Origin of the sequence: Carboxylicivirga caseinilyticus, assembly GCF_050589785.1 — a bacterium.
Taxonomy (GTDB): Bacteria; Bacteroidota; Bacteroidia; order Bacteroidales; family Marinilabiliaceae; genus Carboxylicivirga; species Carboxylicivirga caseinilyticus.
In genome coordinates, this window is sequence record NZ_JBNGOX010000031.1 from 1 (window position 1) to 21,776 (window position 21,776).

20 protein-coding genes are annotated in these 21,776 nt (G+C 35.2%); 12 read left to right on the plus strand and 8 right to left on the minus strand.

Annotated elements, in window-relative coordinates:
- Nucleotides 1-105 precede the first annotated feature (105 nt).
- Nucleotides 106-474, minus strand: coding sequence for a hypothetical protein (locus tag ACRD62_RS15175; RefSeq protein ID WP_430820956.1), 369 nt, complete (start codon nt 472-474; stop codon nt 106-108).
- Between the two features lie 8 nt (nt 475-482).
- Nucleotides 483-992, minus strand: coding sequence for a hypothetical protein (locus ACRD62_RS15180; protein ID WP_430820957.1), 510 nt, complete (start codon nt 990-992; stop codon nt 483-485).
- 281 nt (nt 993-1,273) lie between these two features.
- On the opposite strand from ACRD62_RS15180, the gene ACRD62_RS15185 reads away from it, so the two are divergent.
- The gene (locus ACRD62_RS15185) at nt 1,274-1,465 is read left to right on the plus strand and encodes a hypothetical protein (RefSeq protein ID WP_430820958.1); all 192 of its coding nucleotides are present in this window, start codon (nt 1,274-1,276) and stop codon (nt 1,463-1,465) included.
- A gap of 55 nt (nt 1,466-1,520) precedes the next feature.
- On the opposite strand, the gene rocD is transcribed toward ACRD62_RS15185, so the two are convergent.
- Entirely contained in the window at nt 1,521-2,744 is a 1,224-nt protein-coding gene (gene rocD / locus ACRD62_RS15190) for an ornithine--oxo-acid transaminase (RefSeq protein ID WP_430820960.1), read from the minus strand.
- 293 nt (nt 2,745-3,037) lie between these two features.
- On the opposite strand from rocD, the gene ACRD62_RS15195 reads away from it, so the two are divergent.
- From ACRD62_RS15195 to ACRD62_RS15235, 9 genes are all read left to right on the plus strand, one after another.
- A complete protein-coding gene (locus tag ACRD62_RS15195; RefSeq protein ID WP_430820961.1) occupies nt 3,038-3,736 on the plus strand; it encodes a DUF554 domain-containing protein in 699 nt (232 codons plus the stop codon).
- Between the two features lie 13 nt (nt 3,737-3,749).
- Nucleotides 3,750-5,186, plus strand: a complete 1,437-nt coding sequence (locus ACRD62_RS15200) for a RapZ C-terminal domain-containing protein (protein ID WP_430820962.1) — start codon at nt 3,750-3,752, stop codon at nt 5,184-5,186.
- A gap of 212 nt (nt 5,187-5,398) precedes the next feature.
- The gene (locus ACRD62_RS15205) at nt 5,399-6,112 is read left to right on the plus strand and encodes a sugar phosphate nucleotidyltransferase (protein ID WP_430820963.1); all 714 of its coding nucleotides are present in this window, start codon (nt 5,399-5,401) and stop codon (nt 6,110-6,112) included.
- A 2-nt stretch (nt 6,113-6,114) separates the two neighbouring features.
- Complete coding sequence (gene nhaA / locus ACRD62_RS15210; protein ID WP_430820964.1) at nt 6,115-7,467, plus strand: Na+/H+ antiporter NhaA; 1,353 nt, start codon at nt 6,115-6,117, stop codon at nt 7,465-7,467.
- Between the two features lie 90 nt (nt 7,468-7,557).
- A complete protein-coding gene (locus ACRD62_RS15215; RefSeq protein ID WP_430820965.1) occupies nt 7,558-8,337 on the plus strand; it encodes an ABC transporter ATP-binding protein in 780 nt (259 codons plus the stop codon).
- Between the two features lie 6 nt (nt 8,338-8,343).
- Nucleotides 8,344-9,984, plus strand: coding sequence for a hypothetical protein (locus tag ACRD62_RS15220; protein ID WP_430820966.1), 1,641 nt, complete (start codon nt 8,344-8,346; stop codon nt 9,982-9,984).
- Between the two features lie 95 nt (nt 9,985-10,079).
- Nucleotides 10,080-11,060, plus strand: coding sequence for a phosphotransferase (locus ACRD62_RS15225; RefSeq protein WP_430820967.1), 981 nt, complete (start codon nt 10,080-10,082; stop codon nt 11,058-11,060).
- Complete coding sequence (locus tag ACRD62_RS15230) at nt 11,060-11,914, plus strand: inositol monophosphatase family protein (protein ID WP_430820968.1); 855 nt, start codon at nt 11,060-11,062, stop codon at nt 11,912-11,914. The genes ACRD62_RS15225 and ACRD62_RS15230 overlap by 1 nt, the downstream gene beginning before the upstream one ends.
- A gap of 319 nt (nt 11,915-12,233) precedes the next feature.
- Nucleotides 12,234-12,917: a porin family protein gene (locus tag ACRD62_RS15235; protein ID WP_430820969.1), complete on the plus strand. Its 684-nt coding sequence runs from the start codon at nt 12,234-12,236 to the stop codon at nt 12,915-12,917.
- A 61-nt stretch (nt 12,918-12,978) separates the two neighbouring features.
- Here the strand turns inward: ACRD62_RS15235 and ACRD62_RS15240 are convergent, their stop codons facing one another.
- The 4 genes from ACRD62_RS15240 to ACRD62_RS15255 are packed head-to-tail and all read right to left on the minus strand — an operon-like array spanning nt 12,979 to nt 19,232.
- Nucleotides 12,979-13,539, minus strand: a complete 561-nt coding sequence (locus ACRD62_RS15240; RefSeq protein WP_430820970.1) for a GNAT family N-acetyltransferase — start codon at nt 13,537-13,539, stop codon at nt 12,979-12,981.
- A 36-nt stretch (nt 13,540-13,575) separates the two neighbouring features.
- A complete protein-coding gene (locus ACRD62_RS15245; RefSeq protein ID WP_430820971.1) occupies nt 13,576-14,886 on the minus strand; it encodes a TolC family protein in 1,311 nt (436 codons plus the stop codon).
- 18 nt (nt 14,887-14,904) lie between these two features.
- Entirely contained in the window at nt 14,905-18,093 is a 3,189-nt protein-coding gene (locus ACRD62_RS15250) for an efflux RND transporter permease subunit (RefSeq protein ID WP_430820972.1), read from the minus strand.
- A 14-nt stretch (nt 18,094-18,107) separates the two neighbouring features.
- A complete protein-coding gene (locus ACRD62_RS15255) occupies nt 18,108-19,232 on the minus strand; it encodes an efflux RND transporter periplasmic adaptor subunit (RefSeq protein WP_430820973.1) in 1,125 nt (374 codons plus the stop codon).
- A gap of 149 nt (nt 19,233-19,381) precedes the next feature.
- Here ACRD62_RS15255 and ACRD62_RS15260 point away from each other — a divergent pair, with 149 nt between their 5' ends.
- Nucleotides 19,382-20,290 carry a DMT family transporter gene (locus ACRD62_RS15260; RefSeq protein ID WP_430820974.1) on the plus strand — a complete coding sequence of 303 codons (909 nt, stop codon included), beginning with the start codon at nt 19,382-19,384 and terminating at the stop codon, nt 20,288-20,290.
- Here ACRD62_RS15260 and ACRD62_RS15265 read toward each other — a convergent pair.
- Nucleotides 20,282-20,749, minus strand: coding sequence for an SRPBCC family protein (locus ACRD62_RS15265; protein ID WP_430820975.1), 468 nt, complete (start codon nt 20,747-20,749; stop codon nt 20,282-20,284). The two genes, ACRD62_RS15260 and ACRD62_RS15265, sit on opposite strands and share 9 nt — an antisense overlap.
- A 157-nt stretch (nt 20,750-20,906) precedes the next feature.
- On the opposite strand from ACRD62_RS15265, the gene ACRD62_RS15270 reads away from it, so the two are divergent.
- A complete protein-coding gene (locus ACRD62_RS15270) occupies nt 20,907-21,758 on the plus strand; it encodes a restriction endonuclease (protein WP_430820976.1) in 852 nt (283 codons plus the stop codon).
- The last annotated feature ends 18 nt before the right edge of the window (nt 21,759-21,776 follow it).

Below are 21,776 nucleotides of genomic sequence, written 5' to 3' on the forward strand. Positions count from 1 at the left end.
TCCCTTTTAGGGGAGGTTTGGTGGGGTATAATGAAAGTAAAGTTACAATTTGAAAGATTCCTTATTTGCAGAATCACTTTTTGGACACCCTCTTCTTATTAATGCTTATTCTTCTTTGTGAAGCCATAAAACGGCTGCATCTTCGGTAGAAAAATGTTCACGTTTAAGCCGGTTTGTTTTGGGCATCCATGAGTAAAGCATTGTGTATGCAGTAGCTTTAGGATCTTCAACAACAAATGCTGTACGAATGGTTTTTACATTCAAGGTCATCTTTTCAGCCAGATTTGATAATTTACTTATTTCTTCCAAATGCAGGAAAACATTGGCATCACGTAAGTCATATAATATCTTAACGTTAGCCGGTAAATTATCCAACTGAGAAAAGTCTTCCAAAAAACTCACCAGATCTTTAAAATAAATATCTTTCGTTGGTGTAACATGAAGTATGCCATCAATATATGCGTATGTAATCATTGCCCAATTTATCCTTTTTTATTAAGCCAGATCTTAAATTCTGATGATGTTAAGATAGCATTTAGTATGTCAATAGTAGTTTGTCCGGGCAAATCTTTTAAAAATTTTTCAATATCCTGCTTCGAAGTCTTTGAATCCGTAATTAAAGCTTTCAGTTTCTTCGATGCTGCTCCTGTCAGTTCATCTTCAAAAGGTAACCATACAAAACTTAAATTTTTATCATTGTCTGTTTGATCGGTACTTAAATCACTAATTTCAAGTTCTTTTATGATGATGTTAAGAATGCTTTTACATTCGGTTTTAACGGGATCGGTTACACCTGATTCATCTCTAAGAACCCAACTATTGTATTCGTAATTGATTTTCTCAATAGTTTTAAGATGCGGTGAATTTATACCAAAACACGCTTCTATGACTAATGCTGTGGCTTTTTTCCATGAATTAAGATCAAAGCTTTTTTGATCTATCAAAAGCAATTGTTCTTTAAGTAGTGATAGGTATGTTTCTTTACTCGCCATATTAGCAAATTTAATTTTTTTAGGTCTAGCTTACCTAAATTTAGTATTTATATATATGATGAGGAAATAAAATGGTTGATTGTTTTTGATAATATAAGCTATATTAGAGGTAATCATAAAGTTTAATAAGGTGAAAAGCTGGGTGAGTTAATGGTAAACTTGAGTGGTCTCGATCCTGAAATTACTATAAAATTGTTTATTTAGGAGACTCATGCAACCGAAAAGAATATATAGTTCGACATAGTAAATCTGATTGTCTGGGTTCATCTGCTAAGTTGCTTTTGGAAGATGAAACAGTAAATGAAAAGGTTCTACCAATAAATATTGATGGAATTAAAATTGAAACTTGTTTTAATAGTGCAGATATTTATGGCGTAGCAGATGAACTAAGAAGTTTGGGTTTTGAAGTTAAACCGATGGGTTTACCTGTTACTCAGCGTCTGAAAGAGGGATGTGAACAACTGAATTTCTAAGAAAAATGGCACTGAATGTCAGCACCATTTTAAGAAAATTGTAACACGGAATTATTTACTCAAATTGAGCAATTGTATTTTTAATGATAGCAATAGCTTCGCGCAGTTGCTCTTCATTAATAACTAATGGAGGTGCAAACCGAATAATATGTTCATGTGTTGGTTTTGCAATCAAACCATTTTCTTTCATAGCAACACACACATCCCAAGCTGTTTTACCATTTTTAGGTTTGATTACAACAGCATTTAATAATCCTTTACCTCTAACCAACTCGATCATGTCGGATTGAATACTGCTCATTTCTTCACGGAAGATTTTGCCCAGTCGCTCTGCATTTTCAGCCAATTTTTCATCTTTAATAACTTGTAAGGCTGCAATAGCTACTTTACATCCCAAGGGGTTTCCTCCGTAGGTTGAACCATGTTCACCAGGTTTAATTACCAACATAATATCATCGTCGGCAAGAACTGCTGAAACAGGAAATACTCCACCTGAAATGGCTTTACCAAGAATTAGAATGTCCGGACGTACATCTTCATGGTCACATGCCAGTAGTTTACCGGTTCTTGCTATTCCTGTTTGTACTTCATCAGCCATGAAAAGTACATTTTTTGCCTTACACATTTCGTAGGCTTTCTTCAGGTATCCACTATCTGGGACAAATACACCTGCTTCACCCTGAATAGGTTCAACCAAAAAACCTGCTACATTAGGATCTTCCAGTTCTTTAGCCAGAGCATCCAGATCATTGTATGGAACTGTAACAAAACCTGGAGTGTACGGACCAAATCCCTTGTAAGAATCTGGATCAGTTGACATGGATATAATAGTAATGGTGCGTCCGTGGAAATTGTTGGCACATACTATTATTTTAGCCTGATTTTCAGGAATACCTTTTTTGTCGTAAGCCCATTTTCTGCAGAGTTTCAGTGCTGTCTCATCTGCTTCGGCACCTGTATTCATGGGTAATACCTTGTCATATCCAAAATAGTTGGTGATATACTCTTCAAACTCGCCTAAAACACTACTGTAGAAGGCTCGTGATGTTAGAGTTAAAGACTGTGCCTGATCAGTAAGTGCTTTAATGATTTTTGGGTGACAGTGTCCCTGGTTTACTGCAGAATACGCTGACAGAAAATCGAAATATCTTTTCCCTTCTACATCCCAAACAAATACACCTTCACCTTTTTCAAGCACAACGGGAAGTGGATGATAGTTATGTGCGCCATATTTGTCCTCCCTTTTGATATAGTCTGCAGGAGTCATGTTATTGGTCATAATCTTAGATTTTAATTCAGTTTAACTTCTTCTTAGGTAGGTAACAAATATAAATTATTAGCCGAATATTCAATGCTTTAAAAAACTGAGTTTTATCACTTATAGCTGTCTGTTTGCTAACTTTATTTTTTATTGAATGTTATAAAGGTGAGATATAAGATTTTGATGTAACATAGTTTTGATAAGCCACACATTTATTTTTGAAAATAAAATTGAATCATAAAGATTGTTGCAATTATCCTCTACCTTCAAACTATTAATTACATTTATGCGATAAAAATTTATTATTCAAGATGATTCTTCAGGGAACACTGGTAAATATAGTAGCGGTACTCATTGGAAGTACGATTGGGATGGTCGTAGGATCAAGATTACCACAACGAGTTGTGAAAAGTGTTTTTCAGGCAATAGGTCTTTTTACCATCGTAATTGGTATTGTCATGGCATTAAAAGGATCTGAAATGCTGGTGATCGTTTTTAGTCTGATAATCGGAACAATAATTGGTGAACTGTTGCGAATAGATGAAAGCACAGAACGTATGTCGGCCAAAATAAAAAGAATTCTTAAGGTAGGGAATCCTCATTTTTCTGAAGGGCTGATTACCTCATTTCTACTTTTCTGTATGGGGGCAATGACAATACTTGGAGCTATAGATGAAGGTTTGGGTAACGGCTCAGAAATTCTGTTTACAAAATCAATGATGGATGGATTTTCATCTATGGCCCTGGCTTCTGTAATGGGAGTAGGAGTGACATTTTCAATTGTTCCCATGCTCATCTATCAGGGGGGAATTACATTATTGGCCTATTGGCTTGGAGATTTTATGGCTCAGCAAATAATTTCTGAACTAACTGCTGTTGGAGGTATTTTGCTAATTGGATTAGGAATTAATATATTAGAAATAAAACAACTGAAGATAATGAATATGTTACCTGCATTATTGCTGGTAATTTTATTTACATGGATAAAAATTTCTTACTTTCCGAATTAAAGAAAAAAGCAACGTGGAGAAAAATACAAAGCTCTTATTAATTGATATGTTTGAGAAATGGGCCGGAGAAGAGGCCCGTTCGTTTATTATGTTGCCACCATCCGGCTCTTATCGCGAGTATTACAGAATTTCAGGCAGGGAAAAATCTGCTATGGGCGTATATAATTCTGATCAAAAAGAAAATATAGCGTTTATAGAGTTTTCTAATCATTTCCGTCAGCAAGGGCTTTCGGTACCTATGATTTATGGTCAGGATTTAAATCATAATGTTTACCTGCAGGAGGATCTGGGTGATATTACACTTTATGCTTTTTTGCAGGGTATAAGAAAAGGTAATGATTTTCCGGAGGATTTAACGGCTTTTTATAAAAAGACTTTGAAGAGTTTAATTCGTTTTCAGATAGATGGAAATGATGGATTGGATTATGACAACTGTTACCCGCGCAAAGCATTTGATAAGCAGTCGATGCTTTGGGATTTACATTATTTCAAATATTACTTTTTAAAACTGGCCCGTATTCCTTTTGATGAACAATTGTTAGAGGATGATTATCATCACCTGATAAAATTCCTGATGGAAGCAGATCAGGATTACTTTTTATATCGCGATTTTCAGTCGCGTAATGTTATGGTAGTGGATGATGAACCCTGGTTTATTGATTATCAAGGGGGGCGAAAAGGAGCCCTTCAATACGATGTAGCTTCACTACTTTTTGATGCTAAGGCAGATATTCCAAATGAAGTCAGAAAAGAATTGTTCGACTTTTACATTGATGAATTAAGCAAGGTTAAAACTATTGATAAGGATTTATTCAAAAAGCATTATTACGGATATGTATTGATTCGTATCATGCAAGCAATGGGTGCTTATGGTTTCAGGGGATTTTACGAAAAGAAGGAGCATTTTCTGAAAAGTATTCCTTATGCTATTGAAAATCTAAAATATTTGCTATCAATTATTGATTTTAAAGAAAAGATGCCGACGCTATTTGCGGCATTAACCAATGTGACCGAGTCGGAGGAATTAATTAATATCTCTCAGGATAAAGAAATGCTTACAGTCAGGGTTACCAGCTTTTCGTATAAAAGGGGAATTCCTGTTGATATTTCGGGTAATGGTGGTGGTTTTGTGTTTGATTGCAGAGCTATACATAATCCGGGCAGGTATCCTGAATATGCCGATAAGACAGGTAAAGATGAAGAAGTGATTGCCTTTTTCGGTAAAGAGCCAGAGATGGCAGCTTTTTTAAACGATGTTTATTCAATAGTTGATAAATCTGTAGAGAAATATATCGCTCGTGGATTTAAACATTTAATGGTAAATTTTGGTTGTACAGGTGGACAACATCGATCAGTTTTTAGTGCTGAACAATTAAGTGCACATTTACTTAACAAATACAAGGTGAAAGTTGAGTTAAAGCACGTTGAACAGGATATGAAGCGTAAATAACCAAAAAAATGTCTAAAACAAAGTGTAAGGATAAGAATGAACCTAATAAGGTCAAAGATTCTCACAAGTATCAATGTAAAAAATGTGGGGCCAGTTCAAAAAAAGAAGATAAACTGTGTAAGCCCCGCAAAATAAAAGCAGATGCTTAATTTGTGTACCTTTGATCAGTAAATTATTTTTATTGACATAGGTATTCAAAAAACAGATACTGCATGAATGCGATGATTTTTGCTGCAGGTTTAGGAACACGCCTGCAGCCTTTAACAAATAATACGCCAAAGGCATTGGTTGATTTTAGAGGTAAGCCATTGTTGTGGCACGCTATAAGTAATGTAATTGATGCTGGTGCTGAGCGAATTATAGTAAATGTGCATCATTTTGGACAGCAGGTAATAGATTATCTAAATAGTAACCAATGGGAGGCGGAAATTATTATATCAGATGAATCAGAATTATTACTTGATACCGGTGGCGGTTTGGTAAAAGCTAAGTCGTTGTTTATACCTGAAAAGCCCGTTTTGATTCAAAATGCTGATATTTTACTTTCAACTAATATTAAAAAGTTTATACATTCGCATAATAAAGCAGGAAACAGCGCAAGCTTAATGGTGAAAAAGCGGGAGACATCACGTTATTTATTATTTGACGAAGGATTTAATTTATCTGGATGGGAGAATACAGTATCCGGAGAGGTTATTAAAGTAAATGATGTAAAGGTTAAACATAAATTAGGTTTTTGTGGTGTTCATCTGATAGAACCTGACCTTATTAAAGCTATGGGAGAGGAAAGACCATTCTCTATTGTGAAAGCATACCTGAGTTTGGCTGATAAATATAAAATTGGTGGTTATCAAATAAGCGAGGGTGATAAATGGTTTGATGTAGGCACCGTTAATAAATTACATGAAGCAAATTTAAAATTCTAATCATGACGAATCAAGACTCGAAAACTAAGGCCAGTAATCCGTTTGAAGAATTTATTAGTTTTTTAACCAGTGGTAGTGCATTATTAATGTTGGCTACATTTGCTGCAATTATTTGGGCTAACATAAGTCATGAGAGTTATGACCATTTTTGGCATAGTTTGTTTACTATCGAGTCAGAAATTTTTGATATACGTTTAGGACTTCAACATTGGGTTAATGATGGTCTTATGGCTATTTTCTTTTTTGTTGTTGGTCTTGAAATTAAACGCGAATTTCTTGCCGGAGAGCTAAGTTCATTAAAGCAGGCATCATTGCCGATATTTGCCGCTATAGGTGGAATGATTATACCCATTATTTTTTATTTTTCTTTTGGTTTTGAAGGTGGAGCTGCCGATGGCTGGGGTATTCCAATGGCTACTGATATAGCTTTCTCGCTCGGTGTTTTAGCTTTATTAGGTAAACGGGTTCCTTTAGCTCTAAAGGTTTTTTTAACTGCGTTAGCTATTGTAGATGATTTAGGTGCTGTGTTGGTTATTGCTATATTTTATGGTGGAGATCTTAACTGGACTTATTTGATGATTGCCGCCGGTCTTTTAATTATTTTGGTAATTGCAAATCTCAGAAATATACAGAATTTAAAGTTATACACTTTTGTAGGATTCATCATTTGGTACTTTTTCCTAATGTCAGGAGTTGATGGCCCAGGTTCAGGAATTCACTGTACGATTGCAGGTGTGTTAATTGCCTTTACTATTCCGGCACGTCCAAAGGTAAAGGTGGATGAATTTGTTTCTAGAATTAGTTCTGGTTTGCAACGTTTTTCCAATACTGAAAGGAGTTCTAATTATCGGGTGTTGACTGATGAACAGTTATATGCTATTAATGATGTTGATTATAGTGTAAATAAGGTACAAAGCCCATTGCAACGTTTAGAGCATCAGTTTCATGGATTTATAGGAGTTTTTGTTTTGCCAGTTTTTGCCTTATCTAATGCGGGTGTGAGTTTGTTTACTCATGAGGGTGGAGAAGAGGTTTTTACTTCCTTATCGTTAGCGATTGCCTTTAGCCTGGTTTTTGGTAAAGCCATTGGTATAACACTTTTTTCATGGCTTGCTGTACGTTTAGGCTTTGCTGTAAAACCTAAGAGTTCATCTTGGTTGTCTTTTCTTGGATTAGCACTTTTAGGTGGTATTGGTTTTACCATGTCTATCTTTATAGCATCATTAGGGTTTAGTGATGCCCCGGGATTACTTAATCAGGCAAAAATTGGTATTTTTGTTGGTTCTATAATTGCTGGGTTTGCCGGGTATTTTATTCTGAAAGTTTCGCTAAAGAAGGATGAAGAAAGAGTATAAAACTTAAGAAATTATTTAAATACTGTTTAAGGGTGCTTTCATAAGTACCCTTTTTTTATCTTTATAATCTAATGGTAAATCTTAACCCTAATGAATGAATCTGTTATTGTACTAAAAGGATTACGAAAATCCTATGGTAAAGGCTCCGAACGAAAAGAAGTTTTAAAAGGGATTGATCTCGAGATTAAAGGTGGTCAGATTATTGGATATATTGGTCCAAACGGTGCCGGTAAAAGCACAACTGTCAAAATTCTTTGTGGATTATTGAAGGATTTTGAAGGTGAAATTTTAGTTAATGGTCTTGATCTCAAGCAAAATGAGATGGAGATTAAGCGAAAAATAGGCTATGTTCCCGAGACTTCTGCTCTTTATGAAACACTTACGCCCAATGAATATCTTGGTTTACTGTCTACTCTATTTGAAATTCCTGAAGATAAAACAAAAGAAAGGATAGAAAGTCTTCTTAAGTTTTTTGGTATGTCGGAGCATGCCAATCAACGAATGGATTCCTTTTCAAAAGGAATGCGTCAGAAAATCTTAATTATAGCTGGTGTTATTAATAATCCTGAAATTCTTTTTCTGGATGAGCCACTGTCTGGACTGGATGCCAATTCTGTTATCCTGGTGAAAGAGATGCTGACAAAGCTGGCTGCTCAGGGAAAAACCATTTTCTACAGTTCGCATTTAATGGATGTTGTAGAGAAAATTTCAGACCGCATTGTACTGATTAATGAAGGTGTAGTAATAGCCGACGGTACTTTTGAAGAGTTGAAGCTTGATAATTCTTCGTTGGAACAGGTTTTTGCCCGACTTACTGGTAGTACCGAAAATGTAGAAGAGACTAATGCATTATTCGAATCTCTTAATTAAACAGCAATGATTAAGAAGTTTATATTAGTACCACTCTTGAAGGTTTTAGGTGTGAATGCAGATCACTTTTTTGCTTTGTATTCAATAAAGATGAAAATGGATTTTCGTCGTACGCCTAATAGTCTGCAAACATCAGGTAAGAAGCAAACCTTTGGAAAACAGATTTTTCTTTATGGATTAATCGGTTTAATGATGCTGCCAATGATGTTTACATTAAACGACCCTATAGTTGCATATTCATTGTTTTTTGCTGTTATTATGGTTATGACCGGATCAACCATGTTGGTGGAGTTTACCAGTGTTCTCTTTGACGAAAATGAGAATTACATATTACTGTCACGTCCGGTTTCATCACGAACCTTATTAGTGACAAGGTTAGCTCATATCATGACTTATATTTCAATCATAACCTTTTCGTTAAGTATACCTGTTTCAGGTTTTGTTGTGATAAAACATGGAATTAGTGCGATACCTTTTTTAGTAAGTGTTTTTCTGGCATCTTGGTTTACCTTGATGATAGTGGTTGGTTTTTATATGTCAATGGCTAAACTCGTTAATGGTGAAAGGTTTAAGGATATTATTAATTACATTCAGATAGGGCTGACAATTGTAATAATTGGAGGTTACCAAATTTTACCAAGAATCTTTGATATTGAAGGAATAGGCGAAATTACTCTCTCTATGACCTGGTGGACATATTTAATACCACCAGTTTGGTTTGCCGGCCTGGCTGATTTATTTCGTTCTGGGTTGGATATAAATAATGTTATCCTGTCAATATTGGCATTATTGGTTTCAATTGTTGGGGCTGTTGTATTAATACGATTACTTTCTAATGATTTTGATACTGTATTAAGCCAAAATAGTGTTTTCAGTGGTAAGAAGGAGAAAATAAAAAATGTTGAAGGAAAAAGAAGTGGCTATTTGAAATGGTGGAGTAATATTGTTTGTGTTTCTCATATGGAAAAGAAAGGATGGGAATTTGCCAATAATGTTACTAAACGCGATCGTAAGTTTAAACAACAAGCCTACCCTTCTATAGCTTATGCAATTATAATAGCAGTTGTAATGTTGATACCATCAATGAAAAATATGGATAATTTCTGGGTTGAATTAGCTTCTTCTCAAAAATATCTGGGTTTAATATTTGTTGGAGTAGTGAGCATTGTAACAGTGAGCCTTCTTTCTTTTTCAAATACTCCACAGGCATCATGGATTTATAATATTCCTGAAATTAAAAATGTAAATCATCTGCATTCGGGTGCTTTGAAGTTGTTGATATTTAAGTTTTTTGTACCTGTGTATTTTTTTCTAAGTATGCTGGTGTTTTATATATGGGGTGTTAAAGAAGTTGTGTATATATTAATTGGTGCTTCCGCTAATCTATTATGGGCGGTAGCCGGGATTACCATTCAAAAACAACCTTTACCATTTTCAGTTCATTATGACTCCATGAAAAAAGGTGGTTATACTGCAAGGATGATCTTTACAATGATTATTACTGGCGCTATTATAGGTATAGTTTTTGGATTGACTTATCTACCATTTTTTGTTTCGCTGGTTGCGTTATTTATTATAATGAGTTTAATTCCTTTTTCTTACAGTAAAATCAGAAACAGGAAAAAATTACCAAGTGTTGTCACTTAGTTAATAGACAAAGTCATCACAATGGCCAAATGATTAATAATACAGGTCAATTATTGCTTTGATCTTTTTTATATTTGTTGTTAATTTGGTGGATTATGGATATTGCGTTAGAAAAGAGAATTGCCCAAAATATAGGAGCTCAAAGAATTATCCGACAAGAAGTGATCCAGAATTTATGGAGTGGTTATGGTGAAATTGTTCGCTATAAAGTTGAAGGAGCAGATAAGGAAAGTATTATAGTGAAGCATGTTAAGTTGCCTGACTCAACAAAGCATCCTAGAGGCTGGAATACTGATTTCTCACATCAACGCAAAGTGAAATCATATGAAGTTGAAACGCATTGGTACAAGTACTATAGTGTGGGATGCCGTATAGATTGCAAGGTGCCGGAGTGTTATTATAACGAAGAGTTGGAGAATGAAGTGCTGATTGTATTGGAGGATTTGGATTTCTCAGGATTTCCATTGCGAAAGCACTCAGTTAATATAAATGAAATGGAAGCATGTTTAAGCTGGCTCGCTTATTTTCATGCAACCTTTTTAAATAAGAAGCCTGAAGGATTATGGGAGGTTGGTACGTATTGGCATTTGGCAACACGTCCCGATGAACTGGAAGTGATGGATGATCCTTTGTTAAGAGAAGCAGCCCCTTTGGTGGATCAGAAATTAAATGATTGTCGCTATAGAACTTTTGTACACGGAGATGCTAAGTTGGCGAACTTTTGTTTTTCTGATACAAATGAAGTGGCGGCAGTGGATTTTCAATATGTTGGTGGTGGTTGTGGAATGAAAGATGTAGCTTACTTTATTGGAAGTTGTATTTATGAAGAAGAGTGTAAAAGATACGAACAACCTTTGCTGAATTATTATTTTAATCAATTAAAGAAAGCGTTGATCGATATAGGAAGCGAAGAAGATGTGGAGGAGCTGGAAAAGGAATGGAGAGATTTATACCCATATGCCTGGACAGACTTTCATCGTTTTTTGAAGGGCTGGAGTCCGGATCACTGGAAACTTAATAGTTATAGTGAAAAAATGGCCCGGAAAGTAATTAAAGAATTAAGAGTGACAATATAATGCAGTTAGACAAGAATCAACTTGAATATTTAAATAATATTGCTAAAGAAGCAGTTGTTGAAGCCGGTAAGATCATTCAAAGTATGGTTCACACCCATAAACGTTTGAATGATAAAAAAGGTGGGCATAGTGTGGCTTCTCAAGTATTAACTGAGGCAGATTTAAAAGCTCAGGATGTTATATTGAAGAAGCTTCAGCCAACGATTGTTGAATTTGATTTGGGATGGTTGGGTGAAGAGTCTGAGGATGATAAAAGTCGATTCAGAAAAGACTACTTCTGGTGTGTTGATCCACTGGATGGAACCTTGGCTTTCACCGAAGGATATCCTGGTTATGCTGTATCTGTTGCACTTATTTCAAAGCAAGGAGATCCGGTTTTAGGAGTTATATATATGCCCTTTACCGATACCTTGGTTTCATCATTGGAACCGTCCTTAACGGTTGCTGAAAATGCTGATAAGAAACTTTGTCTATATTGTGATAAGAGTTTTTTACGACATCCTAAATATTACTTAATCTTCCGTCAGATGGATAACTATGCAAAAAGCATCGGTTTAAGAGGATTTAAAGTGATTAGTGGAGCAGGAGCAGTTGTAAATGCCATTAGTGTATTTCAACATTCTGATGCCTGTTATTTTAAATATCCAAAACCCGGTAATGGAGGAGGAAGTATATGGGACTTTGCTGCTACTGTTGCAATTGGAAATAGTATCTCGGCATGGGTGAGTGACAGTAAAGGTCAAAAGATGGATCTTAACCGCAAGGAATCTGCCTATATGAATCATACCGGTATTTTATATGCTAGTAATAAAGAACTGGCTGAGTTCATTATCAGATTGGGCGAAGAATTATAGGTAGTTAAAAGCAGTAATTTATTTGCTTTGTATTCTAATCTGGTCTTTAATATTGGTTAATATTCATCAATTAGCATATAGATAAATTCGCTGTGGTGTTTATAAACTAACAGACTTATTTCATAAGTTAATAGCTCCTTTTTGTATTCAAACTAACTTCTTGAGCATATAGAACTGCTTTTTATCATACAATGATAAAAAGTAGTATTGTATAGTATAAATAATTGCTTTCATAGAATAAGCATGATGTTTAGCCACTAATGTTCTAAACTTCGGCTTTAAACATCATATTAATCATGATGAAATATAATTATCAACTATGAAACAATTATTAGAAATGAATTTGCTTAAAAAAAGGAATATTTGGATGATTTTGATAATCGCTTTACCAATCATCTCATCCGGACAAGAGACCGAAAAGGGCAAACTGTCTGTTAGTTTGCATGCAGGAACCGGTAATACAATTAATGGTTTCAGATCATCTGATTATAATGGTTTTTCATTTTATGGTATTACAAATCAATTTACGTATGGGTTAGATGTAAGTTATTTTTTGAGTGATAAACATCGTATAAGAATTGGCGCTGGTTACTTGCAGAAATATTACGGATCACAATGGCCCGCAAATTATGATATGAATTATACCAAAGTAACTCTTTATGGTTATGAGTTGAGTTTAAACTATGATTACAAGATTTACCAGAAAGGTAAATTTCAGTTATTCGCATCTCCCGGTTTGATTGGAGAATTTGTTGTAGAGGCAGATTATCAAAACTTTTTAGATAATGGAGATTCAAACTATAAACTGTATAATATTTATCCTCAGGATGAATATCCAACCGAAAATGTTGGTCTTAATCTATCAATGATTTCAAAATATAAACTGACAAATTGGTGTGGCTTAACGCTAACTCCTTATTATAATGTTTTCCTAAAAAGCTATACTGATTCGAATCCTTATCAACGATTTGGAGTTTCATTAGGCGCTGAATTCACATTTTGAAAATTCCTGATCAAATAAGAATACTCTTCTTAAAATCATATTTAAATACGAAAATTAAGGCTTAAGAGTAGATTTCTTCAGAATTTAAAATTGTCTGATGTACTATTGTTGTTTTACGCGGAAGTACCATGTCGAGATAAGCACCCTTGTTGTTGAAAACTCCAAGGGTGACAAATCCTATTTTTTCATAAAGCTTAATGGCTCTTTTATTACTCTTCTGAACACCACCCCATAGATATATATTCCCTTTATTCATCAAGCTATCGATATCGTTCAGAATATATTGTAAAAATTGACAACCAATACCTTTACCCTGATACTCATCAGCAATTGAAGGAGCCAAAGTGATATCATGATAATTTTCAGTAATACCGTATTTCATCAACCTGGATTTTTCATGATCGAGCCAGCCAATTTTAATGATTGAATAGCCAATCAATTTGTTTTTATATCGGGCAGTATATAATCGGTATCCTTTGTTGTTGGCCAAATTATTAATTGCTTCCAAGGTGAAAGGGTGCGGACCAAATTTCTTTTTAGTTAAGAGGCTTAATCCGCATAGATAGGCCAATAATTGTTCGTTATTTTGTTGCTGATGTATTTCAAATAATACGCCTTTCATTTGTATTGGAGATAGTTAAGAGTGTTAAATCTAAAACTATTCTCCAAATTCTGCAATAATACCTCCTGTAATTCTGATTATGTTTGTGTTAGTTTCAATAAGATTATAAACCGATTGAACTTGTCGTAAGGCTGTTTCAAGGTAGGTTCTTTGAGCATTACGATAATCAAATGATGAAATAGCACCATTACGATATTTTTCTGTTGAAATATCCATGTTAATCTGGGCCGTTTCAAGGTTTTCGGTTTGTAACTCATATAATTCTTTACGAACACTATATAAATCATAGTAATCGTATAATTGATTGGTTAAACGAGACTTCATTTCCTCAATCTGTACTTCACCTATCTGTTCCTGAATTTGAGCAATTTCAATGCTACGATTGACCTGGTTTCCGTTAAATAAATTATAGCTGAGCGAAAGATTTAAAATGGCAGAATAAGATCCACTAAATGCGGCAGCTGTTTCACTGGTATTTAGAGCGTCAGGGTAATAGTTACTTGATATTCCGGTGCTTAATGAAAGAGATGGATATCTTGCCGATTTCTCCAAAGCTAAAGCCCTGTCGAGAACCTCTAAGTTAATATATTGATTCTTAAGGGTCTGATTTTCAGTTTCCATCTTATCTTTTAGAGCAGCAAGCTCATATTCCATGGCAACAGGCTCCAGAATGCCGGTATATTCAATATCTGATTCAGGAGGAAGAGCCATTAAATAGGATAATTGTCTTTTGACAGATTTTACTGTCATTTCCTGATTCAGATAATTAGCTCTGTCGGTAAGCCAGTCTCCTTTTGCTTGTGAAACTTCATAGGTCGACCCAACTCCAAATTCAGCTTTATGCTGAATGTAATCATAACGGTCTTTTGAAAGGTTCATAACCGATTCCAGAACTTTTAACCGTTCCATTTCCAACAGAATGGTATTATAACCTAAAATGATTGCCTGTATTGTATTTTCGACTATGACAGCTGCATTGCCACCACTAATTTGTTCTAAATACTGTAATCGGCTTTTTCTGATATTAACAGCAAAACCATCAAATAATAACCAGTTAGCCATTATTGAGCCAGAAAAATATCCTGTTTCATTGGTCTCATTAAAACGGTCATTGAGTGAGTTATTCATGCCTAGGGAAAGGGTGATTGAAGGCCATCTTCCAGCATTTCCCCATGAATTCTGAATCTTCGATACTTCGTAATTCATTTCACCAACCTTAATATCAAAATTGTTGGCAAGTCCAGTTAAGATGGCATCGTTCAATGTCATCTTTTGCTGTGCAACCATCCAATTTGGAGAGAAGGTTAGAATTGCCGTTACGAAAATATATTGGATATAATTTTTCATTGTAAAAATATCGTTTATCTAATCTTGGTTGTCAGGATGTAATTCTAAATCGCGTTTGTGGTATATAATAGCAGGTTCCACTTCTTCGCGGGTAGGCCATACTCCTGTCTTGACCCATTTAATAAAACGCAGCACATCGTTTAGGGCAAAGATTGTAATAGGAAAAACAGTCAGGATAAAAAAGGTTCCGAAGAAAACCCCATAAGCCAATGCTATAGCCATTGGTATTAAAAACTGTGCCTGACGGCTTGTTTCCAGGATAATGGGATATAAACCGATTGTTGTCGTTAATGTTGTTAGAACAATAGGTCTGAAACGTGATATTCCAGCTTCATAAATTGCATTCTGAACCTTATAACCTTCCTTAATAAGAATATTGTATTTCGAGAGAAATACAACTGCATCATTAACAATTACACCTGATAGAGCAACCATACCCCAAACACTTAACATCGAAACTGGTAATCCATGAATAAAGTGTCCCCAGGCAGCACCAATAAAACCCATTGGTACCATCGAAACAATTATCAAGCCCTGACCAGCAGATCTAAAGTGAATCATGATAACAATAATGATTAAAGCAAATGCTGGCAGGAAGAATGATCTCATAGAGGACATGTTTTCCTGAGCGTTTTTTTGTTGTCCCTGATACATGAAAGTAACACCCGGACTATGAGCTAATATGCCAGGCATTATACTGTCGGTTATATAAGTCTGAATTGGGGGTACAGGAGTTGTTGGGATTACTAAATCAGCTGATACACGAATATCTTTCTTTCCGTTGAATCGATTGATGCTTACCGGTCCACGAGTAATTTCATAATCAACCAGTTCTCTTAATGGAAATTCACCCTGAGTAGTTACGATTTTTAGCTTTTCTAACTGGTTAAATTGTTCCCTATCTTGAGGTGGGTAGCGTACCCATACTCTGATTTCATCTTTCCCTTGCTGCAAACGCTGAGCTTGCGCTCCAAAAAAACTGTTTCGTACCTGGTTAAGAATCATAAAGTCAGTCAATCCCAGAAAATATGCTTTAGGTTTAAGTTTGATTTTTATTTCCTGTGCACCTAATGCATTATCATCAACAACTTCGGTTAATTCTGATATCTTTTTTAGTTCTGTTTTTAAGTTTTCCGAAGCTTTCTCCAGAGCTTGTTGATTATTGCCTAAAAGACTGATTTCAATAGGGCTTCCCCAACGATTTCGCCCTGCAACTGTAAATTTATCAGCACCCGGAACTGTTCCGATCTTCTGACGAACACGACTAGCTATATCAAAGCTGGAGATTGGGCTCTTTTCTAAATTACGCAGGTTCACTGAAACATGACCAGCATGTGTTCCTCTTTCCTGACCGCTAAATGATGATCCGGTATTCAGATATGTGTAAATAATAAAATCAGAAGTGTCTTTATATTCTTCCTTAAGTTCTTCGTTTACTTCCCATGCAACCTGCTCAAAATATACCAAAGCATCATAAGTCTGCTTTTCGCCTTCACCCGGAGTAAAGGCAACATTTATATCAAAATCGTCTGGTGGGATACTTGGGAAAAAGGTTGATTTAATTAATTCACCTGCAAATAATCCTGCCGTAATCATTACTGCAAACACTGGGAAAGCCAGAGCTGGAATTCTCCACTTTAAAATAAATGATAACAATCGGCCATACAATCTGTCGCGAAGAAATGAAACCATTTTTTCCAACTGATTACGTACCTTATTACCAAAGCTTACATGATTAGTAGTTCTTTTTAGAATATGAGGCGTACCAATATGTGCGGGTAGAACAAAGAAAGCTTCTATCAAAGAGAATCCTAGACTAAATACCACAACAAATGCCATCTCGAAGAGAAACTCCATATTTCCTTCAATCAGAAATAACGGAATAAAAGCAAGAATTGTTGTTATTACAGAAGTTGTAACCGCCGGTAGTACTTCCATTGTACCTTCAATGGCTGCCTGCATTGGGGTTTTGCCTTTTTCGAAATGACTGAAAATGTTTTCGGCAATCACAATACCATCATCAACAATAATACCGATAACGAGTATCATACCAAACAATGATATCATGTTGATTGTGATGCCATAAAGGTTTGCCATGATAAACATCGCAAGAAAGGCTGCAGGTATACCCCAGGCAACCCAAAGCGAAAGTCGAAAGCTAAGGAACAGAGCCAATACAACAACAACCAGAATTAATCCCATCATTCCGTTTTTATACAAAAGAGATATGCGGGAATTAAGCATTTCCATAAAATCGAAGGAGATGGTTAATTTGGCGTTAGGATATAACTTATTAAACTGATTTGTATATTCATTCAGGTATTCCGATATATCCGCAAGGTCTTCGGTAATTAGTTTGCTAACCATTATACTTATGGCTGGCTTACCATTAAGGTATGACTTGTTTGGAATATCCTCAAATTGTGTTTTAACTTCACCAACATCTTTGATTCGAACCAGACTACCATCTTGTTGAGCTTTAATGACAGTATTTCCGATTATTTCTGTGTTGATAGTACGATTGCGGGATCGAATATAAATCATTCGATCCTCATTCTTTAACATTCCACTCGAAACATCACGATTTGTTCTTGCAATTGTAGTGCTTATTTCATCCAATGTAATGCCATATCTAATAAGGTTTTCTTCCGATATCTCTACTGCAATTTCAGTGGCTGGTATTCCTGATAAGGTAACCTGACTCATCAATCCTGATGCCAGAAAGTCATCTTCAATCTGATAAGCCAGCTTTTTTAACTTCATCAGTTCCATGTTCCCCGACAATCCCAATCGCATTGCAGGTGTCGTGGTTCTTTGTTTGTAAACGATAGGTCGTTCTGCATCAACAGGCATGCTGGTGATACCATCAACAGCATTTTTAACTTCAGTAAGAGTTTCGTCTATGTCGAACTTACCGGTAGTCTCAATGGTTACCCTGGCGCTGTTTTCTGATGAAGTGGATGTTATTTCTTTAATACCGGCAATGCCCCGAATGGCCTCTTCTATTCTTGATGTGATACCTTCTTCCATCTCAATGGGTGAAGCACCCGGATAGGCAACAGTAACAAATATCATTTTAGATTCCCGTTCTGGAAAGAAGGCCTTACTCATTGATAAAAAACTGATTCCACCAGCCAAAATCAGAATTACTACCACGAGGTTAGCGTAGAAAGGATATTTTACAAATGATTCAACTATTTTTCTCATTTCTTGAATAAGCTTTATTTGATGGATTCAAAATCAATGTAATCTGTAATGCCCATAATGGATTCTGTAACTAATTCAGAATCTTCAGGTACACCTTTGATATACACTGTTTCATTATTGTAAAATACCTTTTCGATTTCTTGATCTACTAATTTTTTATCCTTAAGTATGTGTACATAATTACCATTATAAATAGCATCTCTAGGAATACCAAATACATTTTCGATGGGCTTGCCTTCAATTTCGGCTGATAAATACATTCCATCATACAGAGGGTGTTCAAAGCTACTTGGAATAGAAATGTAAACACTTACTGATTGTGTGGCAGAATTCATTACTTCTGCAACCCGATCAACGGTACCCGTCCAGAATAATTCACCTTCTTTATTCTTGATGTTAACCTTCATGCCTGGTTTAATTATATCAATATTTTCAGAAGCAACCGGTACTTCCAGTTCGAATAAATCAGTACGGGTAAAAGTGCCGAGTTTAGTGCCAGTATTTATAACGGATCCAACTTCAAGAGTTACTTCTTTAAGTGTTCCGTTAAATGGGGCCCGTATCGAATGTTTTTCTAGCCTTACTTCATTACTCTGAATTGAATAATAATCATTCAGGATACTTTTTGCAGCCATGAAAACCCTTTCTTTTGGGTTGGTTATTTCAGGAAGGTCTGGCAGGTTCTTATCAGATCTGATTTTTTCGAAAAAGGCTAGCCATTTGTCGTACGATTCAGGAAAATCAATTTTAATATCAGCCAAACTTGTTGCTAATTTCTGCATAAACTGACTGCGTGTTGCCTGAAGCTGAAAAATAAATTCTTCATTTTCAACTTTAGCAATCAACTCTCCTTTATTAAATGAAGTACCATCCTTGAATAACTTAGATCCGGCTACCAGTCTGCCACTGACCTCGCTGCTAATGGTTATTTCATCAAAAGCAGTGATTCTACCTGATGATTCAATGATGCCCGGAAGGTTAGAGTATTTAACTGTGAGGGTATGTATACCGCGGGTTGCTTTCTGAGGAAGTGCCACCTGAGGTGGTTTTTTTAGACTTTTAAAAAGAAAGAATAACATAACACCTAACGCAATAAAGGAAAGCGTTGATAACAAATTGATTATTTGTTTACGAGACATGGGTTTAAATTAAATGTTCTAGATTAGTGCATAAAAGTATACAAATTACATGTGTTTTTAATTTCAAATTAGTCAAAAACATGTTATTCGTCTGTTAAAAAACAGCTAAGTATAGATTTTGGTTTTAAGTAAAGTATTTACTTTGCGCCATGGAACAAATCTTTCTTTCGCATAAGGGCGAAGTGGCTGCATTATTAACAGCTGTTTGCTGGACTTTTACCTCACTGGCTTTTGAATCAGCAGGTAAAAAAGTTGGTTCGATGTCGGTGAACCTGATTAGGTTGGTTATGGCCATTTTTTTACTTGGAACCTTATCTTATATTCGATTTGATTATTTCTTTCCTTCAGGGGCAACAGCAGATCAATGGTTTTGGTTATCGATAAGTGGTTTGGTAGGATTTGTAATAGGAGATTTGCTTTTGTTTCAGGCTTTTGTTGTGATTGGAGCGCGGATTTCAATGTTAATAATGGCATTGGCACCTCCACTTGCGGCCTTGTTTGGATGGATCATTCTGGGAGAAAGATTAACAATCGGTAATATATTTGGAATGATTGTTACGATTGTTGGTATCTCATTAGTTATTTTAGGAAGACCTGTGAAAGGTAAAAAACTACAGATAAAATATTCTTTGAAAGGTATTTTACTTGCTTTTGGTGGTGCAACAGGACAAGGGTTGGGGTTGGTTCTTAGTAAATTAGGCATGGGTGATTATGATCCGGTATCAGCCACAATGATTCGGGTTATTACGGGTGTTATTGGATTTTCAATAATATTCATTTTTACAGGCCATTGGCCAAAAGTTATTAAGGCTGCTCAATATGGAGCAGCAATGGCACGCATTTCAATAGGTGCATTTTTTGGACCTTTTTTAGGAGTGTCTCTTTCGTTATGGGCAATAAAATATACAACAACAGGCGTTGCTTCGACTATAATGGCTATCGTTCCGGTTTTAATAATTCCTCCGGCCGTCTTGCTTTTTAAAGAGAAGGTTTCTTTTATGGAGATTTTTGGGTCAGTAATTGCTGTGGCTGGTGTAGTAATGTTATTTCTATGGTAAAGGTTTAATAAAAATCTGGTTTAATTTCTTTTCTCGATAATCGAAAATATTTTTTAATTGTCGTTTAATAAATAGAGTGTTAGCGATTCTTCCTAGTAATCCTAATGGTGGACAATAACTAACGATGTCTGTCATTAATATGCCACTTTCAGTCTGCTCAAGAATGTGTTGATGATGCCATAATTTATAGGGGCCAATTAGTTGTGTGTCTATAAAGTAATGCTGGTCTTCAATAGTTGTAATTTCTGTTACCCAGGTACTTTTAATAAAAGGTAAAAGGTTAACTTTATAGGATATAATCATCCCTTCGTACATTTTATCAATGCCCGCTGAAGTTATGGTGAAGTTCATACCTTCTGGTGTTATTTTACTCAAATTGGCAGGCGAAGAAATAAAATCCCAAAGTGTTTTTAAATCTGTATGAATAACTTGCTGTCTTTTAAATTGATAAAATGCCATTGTAATATGTTTAAAAAATAGATAATGAAATGGTAAAAAGGTTAACAATTGGGATTTGGTATTGTTTAATAATTAAATTAAAAAGTTAAACAAAAAATACTTTTAACTGCGATTGGCAATTGATGTGTTTTACTATCTTTATCCAAACATATTTATCATGCATACTAAACCATTAAACGACTTTTTGATACAAAAAGCTTCTGGAGATAAAGTTTATTTTGAGAGTGAAAAGTTGTTGTCCTCACTAAAGCGATCGGGAGCTTCAGATGATGTTGCTCAAGATATTCTAAATGCTGTAGGCATTATAATGCATGATGGCATATCTACTAAGGAAATTTATAATAAAGCATATGATATCCTTAGAAAGCAGGCTAAAAAAACAGCTGTTAATTATCGTTTAAAACAAGCTGTATCTGAATTAGGGCCTTCAGGTTATCCATTTGAACATTTTGTTGGTGAGTTATTCAGAGCACGTGGTTTTGAAGTTGAAGTTGGAAAACTGGTTAAGGGCTATAGTGTTACACATGAAATAGACGTATATGCTCGAAATAGTCACAAACATATTTTTGTGGAATGTAAGTTTCATAATTACCCGGGGACAAAATCTGATGTTAAAGTACCAATGTATATTCGTTCTCGTTTTGATGATATTAATAGAGCACGATCATTTGATGATCAATTACGTAATATTGAAACAGAAGGTTGGATTATAACAAATACACGTTTTACAGAAGATGCTGAAAAGTTTGGTGCCGATTATGGATTAAATTTGTTGGCATGGGATTATCCTGAAAAATCAAGTCTTAAAAAATGGATTGAAATTGAAAATCTTCATCCTGTTACTTGTTTGTCATCAATTACCCGTAAAGAAAAGATGGCTTTGTTAGGTAAAGGAATCGTGATGTGTAACGATCTATACCGAAAAGCTTCTGATAGAGAAACTTTACCTATCAAACCTCGTAATTTAAGAGCTTGTAAGCGGGAATTAAAAGATTATGTTGAAGATTAGTAAATCAAAATCAGTTTT